Below are 6,172 nucleotides of genomic sequence, written 5' to 3'. Positions count from 1 at the left end.
CCCGGGGGCCAGCCTGCGGAAGAGGCTGCCGATCAGGAGCATGACCTGGCGGTAGGTGTCGTGGTCGCTGTCGCCGAGCGGCAGTTCGACGTACTGGTGCCACCACTCCGACCAGTGCCGCACGCGGCCGTGGTGCAGGAGGTGCTCCTCCAGTTCCGCGAAGCGGGGCCGCAGGTCGCCGATCTCCACCCCCACGGCGTCGCCGTGCAGCGCCGCCTCCTCCTCGGCGGGCGGCGCGTCGGGGCCCGCGGGCTCCGGCGCGCCGGCCTGCCACTGGAAGACGTGGTCCGAGGAGCGGTCGACGAGGACCAGCTCGACGCCCGGGGTGTCCAGGGCGTAGGCGATGGCCTGGTATTCGGCCGACGCCTCCGTGATCGGGGCGACGACCGACAGGGGTGCCCATTCCGCGGGGAAGCCCTTGGCCTCGCTCGCGAACGCCTGGACGGCCACCGGCAGCCGGCAGTTGCGCAGCTCCGGCAGAAGGGGAGCCATGTCCTCGCACAGCTCCAGATAGACCACCTTGGGCTGCTTCTCCCGCAGGCGCCGTGCCATCGCGACCGCCGACGCGGGCGAGTGGTGGCAGACGGGGAAGATCTCCAAGGGCTCACGCACGGCGCGGTCGACGTCGTCGACGATGCCGAGGAGCATCCCTTGCAGCGCGTCCGGCCCGTCGGCGAACTCCGCTGCGGCTTCCTGGAGTTGCCCCCTCAGCGCTGCGAAGGGCGTCCCCTCGTCCAGGGCGCTCACGAGAGGGTGGCGATCGCGTCGCGGCCGCCCTCCAGGAACTCCGGCCAGGAGCCGCCCTCCTCCTTGCTGCGCGGCTCGACGACGCCGTGCAGGTACTTGTTGAGGATGGCCAGGTCCTCCGGTTCGCGCCGTGCGAGCGATCCGACGAGCGAGGAGGCGAGGGTGCGGGCGGTCAGCGCGCTCTCGCCGAAGAAATTGCTGTGCAGGATCGCGTCCTCCAGTACGCCGATCTGCTCCGCGCTCGACAGCGCGGACTCCAGCTTCTCGTCGTCGCTGCCGGCCGCGGCGGCGGAGGCCCGCAGGTCGGCGAAGCTCTGCAGCAGCACGTCCAGCAGTGTCGGCGGCACGTCCAGCTCGATCTGATGGCGGCGCAGCAGCTCCTCGGTGCGGAAGCGGACGATCTCCGCCTCGCTCTTCTTGTTCGTCACCACCGGGATGCGCACGAAGTTGAAGCGGCGCTTGAGTGCGGAGGAGAGGTCGTTGACACCGCGGTCCCGGCTGTTGGCGGTGGCGATGACGGAGAAGCCCGGCTTGGCGAAGACGATGTTGTCGCTGTCCATCTCCGGTACCGAGATGTACTTCTCCGACAGGATCGAGATCAGCGCGTCCTGGACATCGCTGGTGGAGCGGGTGAGCTCCTCGAAACGGCCGATCGCCCCCGTCTCCATCGCGGTCATGATCGGTGAGGGGATCATCGACTCCCGCGACTGTCCCTTGGAGATCACCATGGAGACGTTCCAGGAGTACTTGATGTGGTCCTCGGTGGTGCCGGCGGTGCCCTGCACCACGAGGGTGGAGTTACGGGAGATGGCAGCGGACAGGAGCTCGGCCAGCCAGCTCTTGCCCGTGCCCGGGTCACCGATGAGCAGCAGCCCCCGGTCGGAGGCCAGCGTGACGATGGAGCGTTCGACGAAGCTGCGGTCGCCGTACCACTTCTGGGAGATCTCCCGGTCGAGGCCGTCGGAGCGCTCGGAACCCAGGATGAACAGGCGGACCATCTTCGGCGACAGGCGCCAGGAGAACGGCTTGGGGCCGTCGTCGACCGACTCCAGCCAGTCCAGCTCCTCGGCGTACTTGATCTCGGCGGGGGCGCGCAACAGGTCGGACATGTGTAGGCCTTTCCAGAAGTACGGGTTCAACTGCACCGGGCGCGAAGGCCCTAGGTGAGGAAGGTCTTGAGCTCGTGGACGAGCTTGCGGATGTGGCCGGAGAGAACCGGTGTCCCCTGGTCCTTGAAGCGCTCGCGGAACCACGGGTTGACGCTGGCGCGGCCGGAGCTGGTCACGGAGCCGACGGGGATGAACCTGGCCCCGGAGCGGTGGATGGCGGCCATGCTCTCGAAGAGCGGCTCGGTCTGCCATTCGTAGAAGTCGGAGATCCACACCACGACCGTGTTGCGCGGTTCGGCGATCTTCGGCTGGGCCAGTGCCATGGCGGCCGTGCCGTCGGTGCCGCCCCCGAGGTTGGTGCGCAGCAGGGTCTCGAACGGGTCGTGCACCCACGGGGTGAGGTCGAGGGCCTGGGTGTCGTAGGCGATGAGGTGGACGTCCACCTTGGGCAGGCCCGCGAAGATGGAGGCCAGGATGGTGCAGTTGACCATCGAGTCCACCATCGACCCCGACTGGTCGACGACCACGATCAGCCGCTGGGGCGTCGTCCTGCGCACGGTGTGGCGGTAGAAGAGGCGGTCGACGTAGAGGCGTTCCTCCTCAGGACTCCAGTTGGTGAGGTTCTTCCAGATCGTGCGGTCGAGGTCCAGGTTGCGGAACACCCGCTTGGGCGGGACCGAACGGTCCAGGGCGCCGACGGTCGACTTCTCCACCTGTGTACGCAGCACCTCGGCGACCTCGTCGACGAAGCGGCGGATGAGGGCCTTGGCGTTGGCCAGGGCGACACCGGAGAGATTGTCCTTGTCGCGCAGCAGCTGTTCGATCAGTGACATGCTCGGCGTGAGCTGCCCGGCGAGCTGCGGGTCGGCGAGCACCTCGCGCAGCCGCATCCGCTTCACGAGGCCCGCCTCGATGGAGCCGAGCTCGGGGCCGATCTCCGGGATGAGCCGGCTCAGGTCCGGGGTCCTGCCGCCGCCGCCCGTACCGGTCGGGCTGACGCCCCTCCTTCCGGCGCGGCCACCGCGCAGCTCCCCGGGCCCGCAGCCGAGCGCACGCTCCAGCCAGCCCGCGTCGGACTGCCACCGGGACAGCTGGCCGGCGGTGACGGTGCCGGGAGGGGAGTGGAAGACGTTCAGCAGCACCTTCGAGACGAGCGCGGCGCGCCGCACCTCGGCGGCCCGGTCGCGGACGTCGTCAGCTGTCCCTTCTCCCGCTTCACCGTCCTCCGCCTCCGCCTCCGCCTCCGGCACCATCAGGCCGTCGAACTCGGCGGCCAGCTCGGGGTGGCGCTGCACCACGGAGTCGACCGACGCCTGCGGGTCCAGCAGGGTGGCCGGCAGTCCGATGTCCTCCACGACGGCGAGGCTCGCCGCCTCCAGGGCCGCCTGCTCCTCGTGGTCGAAGAGCCGGGCGAGGAGACGCCAGTACACGACCTGGCGGCGGTTGTCGTGCGCGCTCTCGCCGACCGCCTCGGAATTGCGCTGTCCGGTCATGTGCGCAGCAGCCTTCCCGCTCGCTCGCCCAGCACCTTCGCGGCGTCGGTGGCGGCCTTCTCCGCCCTGACCCCGGCCTTGTCGGCCGTCCCTCCGGCCCACGCCCCCGCGTGCACCGCCGTCACCTTCTTCCGCACCGTGGTCTCCACGGCGAGCGGCTGCACGCCGAACGCCCCGGCGTCCCAGCGGATCAGCGCGATGCACGCGCCGGACCTGGCGACGGCCTCGGGGGTGAGCGGCCCGGCGGCGGGGATGCGGTCGGTGTCGACGACCAGGTCGGACCCCGCGACGGTGAAGGTCAGTACACCGTCGTCATCCGTGCGAGCGGTGTAGCCCTCCAGGAAGACGGGTACGGCGATGCCTGCCGGATGCCGGTCCAGGGGTGTGGTCACCGGGGCGGTCGCGGTGGGCAGTGCCACGCGGGCCGTGGCGAACGCCTCGGCCGGCTCACCGGGACGGGCGTGCTCGTCGCTCCAGACCAGGTCGCCTCCGGCGGTGACCGGCATACCCGTGAGCTCCATCGAGCGGCCCTCGCCCGCAGCCGCGAGGAGCGACATGTGGGGACGCAGCAACTGCCAGATCCCGGCTCCGACGACCGTGTCGGGCTTCGGCACCGCCACACCGGCACGCACGAGACGGGGCCCGGAGCCGTCCGCGGGCTCGAACACCGCGTGCACCTGCGCCTGGGCGGCGGTCGCGTGCTCGGTCACGTCGATCCCGAGGGGCAGCAGGCGTCCGTCGGCGGTCCCGGTGACGGGTGCGGCGGCCGCGCCGGGCACCGTCAGCAGCATTCCGCGCGACCACAGGTCGGCCCAGCGGCGTACCGGGAAGCGCTCTGCCGACGCGCCGGGGCAGGACGCGGCGAGTTCGGCGGCGAAGCCGTCGAGGAGGGTCGCGAGGCGGCGCAGGGCCGGCTCGGGAAGCATCGCGGAGACGACCTCCGACGCCCCGGACACCACCTCGTGGTCGAGTCCCTGCCATCCGCAGCGCGCCAGGTCACAGAGCCAGGCACGGGCGGCTGTCAGCAGATTCGCCGCCGGCTCCCCGCCGGCCGGGGATACGGCCGGCGCACCGCGCGAACGGCCGGCCGCCTCCTCGGCCCGGGCCAGCAGCGCGTCGTGGACGGAGCCGAGCAGCGCGGTCCGCGCGGCGGCCAGGGCCACGAAGTGGTCCTCACCCACAGCTCCGGCCGCCGCCTTCGCGGCAGCCTCGGCGGCCCTGGCTGCCAGTGGCGTCCCCGTCACGGCGTCGGCGAGCCGCGTGGGGCCGGCGGCCCCGGCGGGCTGGGCACGGAGGAGACCGGCGACGAGGGCGTGGTCGAAGGCGTCCACGGCCGCCAGGGCCTCGTCCAGTCCTTCGACGGGTCCGGTGAGGAGGTCGGCCCGCATCACGCCACCGCCCGGGTCGGCGGGAAGAACTGCATTTCGGGCAACGGCGTCGTGACCGGTGCGTGTTCGAGGTAGGCGAGGTGGCGCAGGAACCGGCTGAAGACGGAGGCGGCGGCCTTGGTCCCGTCCATCGGCGGGCGGGTGCTCCTCATCGCGGAAGCCAGTACGGCCCCGTCCACATCTCCCTCCGGGACCTCGGCCTTCAGATAACGGACGACGCGCTCGGCGCCGTACTGCAGGACCGCCTCGTTGATCAGGGCGCCGATGTGGTTGCAGAACGACCCGCGCGCACCGCCGCAGGGCCGGTTGTTGTTGGTGCTGCAGGCGAACGCGTAACTCCCGGCCGCGACGGACGACACGTAGACCCGCCCGATGTCCGAGCCGCTGGACACCACGCCCTGCAGGCGTCCGTCGGCCAGCTCGACGAACGGAACCTTGGCGAGCTTGCGCGGCCGCGCGGGCGGTATCACCCGCGCCGTGCTCGACCTCTCCCAATCCGACAACGCGCCATCTCCAATGCACAGCTGAGGGGTTGTTCCCGCCGGACCGGCGGAACACGACTGAACCTACTGGCACCCACTGACAACGCCGTGACCGGCAGCGAAGAGAGCCCCGCGATGCTCGGGCAGGGCGCTCCCCCGCCCCGTGGGTGCAGGTGCTCCCGGGTGTCCCGGACCGGCGTGGACGGCGCACCGGAAGGGGCGTGCGCACGCTGTGGCAATGACCCGTGCGGTACTTCGCACGCCCTGCCGACGGCCATGTGCCACAGCAAGGATGAGCGGACCGCACGTGATCCGAAGAACTTCGTGCTCCTGCCCGCCGGCAGGCACCCATACGGTGAAAGGAAGCCACGTTGCTGCTCCTCATCTCTCCGGACGGCGTCCAGGAAGCCCTCGACTGCGCGAAGGCGGCCGAACACCTCGACATCGTCGACGTCAAGAAGCCCGACGAGGGCTCGCTCGGCGCGAACTTCCCCTGGGTCATCAGGGACATCCGCGCCGCGGTCCCTGCGGACAAGCCCGTCTCCGCCACCGTCGGAGACGTGCCGTACAAGCCCGGCACGGTGGCCCAGGCCGCCCTCGGGGCGGTTGTCTCCGGAGCCACGTACATCAAGGTCGGTCTCTACGGATGCACGACGCCGGAACAGGCCGTCGACGTCATGCGGGGGGTCGTCCGGTCGGTGAAGGACTACCGGCCGGACGCCTTCGTCGTCGCCTCGGGGTACGCCGACGCCCATCGGATCGGCTGCGTCAACCCGCTCGCGCTGCCCGACATCGCCCGCCGTTCCGGCTCCGACGCGGCCATGCTCGACACGGCCGTCAAGGACGGGACACGGCTGTTCGACCACGTACCGCCCGACGTCTGCGCTCAGTTCGTCCGGCTGGCCCACGAGGCGGGGCTGCTCGCCGCCCTCGCGGGCAGCGTCAAGGCGGCG

The 6,172-nt window shown here is 71.2% G+C and carries 5 protein-coding genes and 1 pseudogene; 1 reads left to right on the top strand and 5 read right to left on the bottom strand.

Features of this window, described 5'->3' with window-relative positions; genetic code table 11:
- From VN520_RS01960 to VN520_RS01940, 5 genes and pseudogenes are all read right to left on the bottom strand, one after another.
- Positions 1-747, bottom strand: a pseudogene (locus tag VN520_RS01960) (hypothetical protein); the annotation flags it as partial.
- Complete coding sequence (locus tag VN520_RS01955; protein WP_325745069.1) at positions 744-1,856, bottom strand: ATP-binding protein; 1,113 nt, start codon at positions 1,854-1,856, stop codon at positions 744-746. The gene VN520_RS01955 and the pseudogene VN520_RS01960, both read right to left, overlap by 4 nt.
- 50 nt (positions 1,857-1,906) lie before the next feature.
- Complete coding sequence (locus VN520_RS01950) at positions 1,907-3,349, bottom strand: vWA domain-containing protein (RefSeq protein ID WP_325745068.1); 1,443 nt, start codon at positions 3,347-3,349, stop codon at positions 1,907-1,909.
- A complete protein-coding gene (locus VN520_RS01945) occupies positions 3,346-4,737 on the bottom strand; it encodes a hypothetical protein (protein WP_325745067.1) in 1,392 nt (463 codons plus the stop codon). The genes VN520_RS01950 and VN520_RS01945 overlap by 4 nt, the downstream gene beginning before the upstream one ends.
- The gene (locus tag VN520_RS01940) at positions 4,737-5,240 is read right to left on the bottom strand and encodes a hypothetical protein (protein ID WP_325745066.1); all 504 of its coding nucleotides are present in this window, start codon (positions 5,238-5,240) and stop codon (positions 4,737-4,739) included. Before VN520_RS01940 ends, VN520_RS01945 begins: the two co-directional genes overlap by 1 nt.
- 350 nt (positions 5,241-5,590) lie before the next feature.
- On the opposite strand from VN520_RS01940, the gene VN520_RS01935 reads away from it, so the two are divergent.
- Positions 5,591-6,172 (top strand): (5-formylfuran-3-yl)methyl phosphate synthase (locus VN520_RS01935; protein WP_325745065.1); only part of this gene is annotated, 582 nt, incomplete at its 3' end.

The sequence above is a fragment of the Streptomyces sp. genome, from assembly GCF_035563135.1.
In the GTDB taxonomy this organism is placed as follows: Bacteria; Actinomycetota; Actinomycetes; order Streptomycetales; family Streptomycetaceae; genus Streptomyces.
This window is presented reverse-complemented; position numbering and strand designations above follow the sequence as displayed.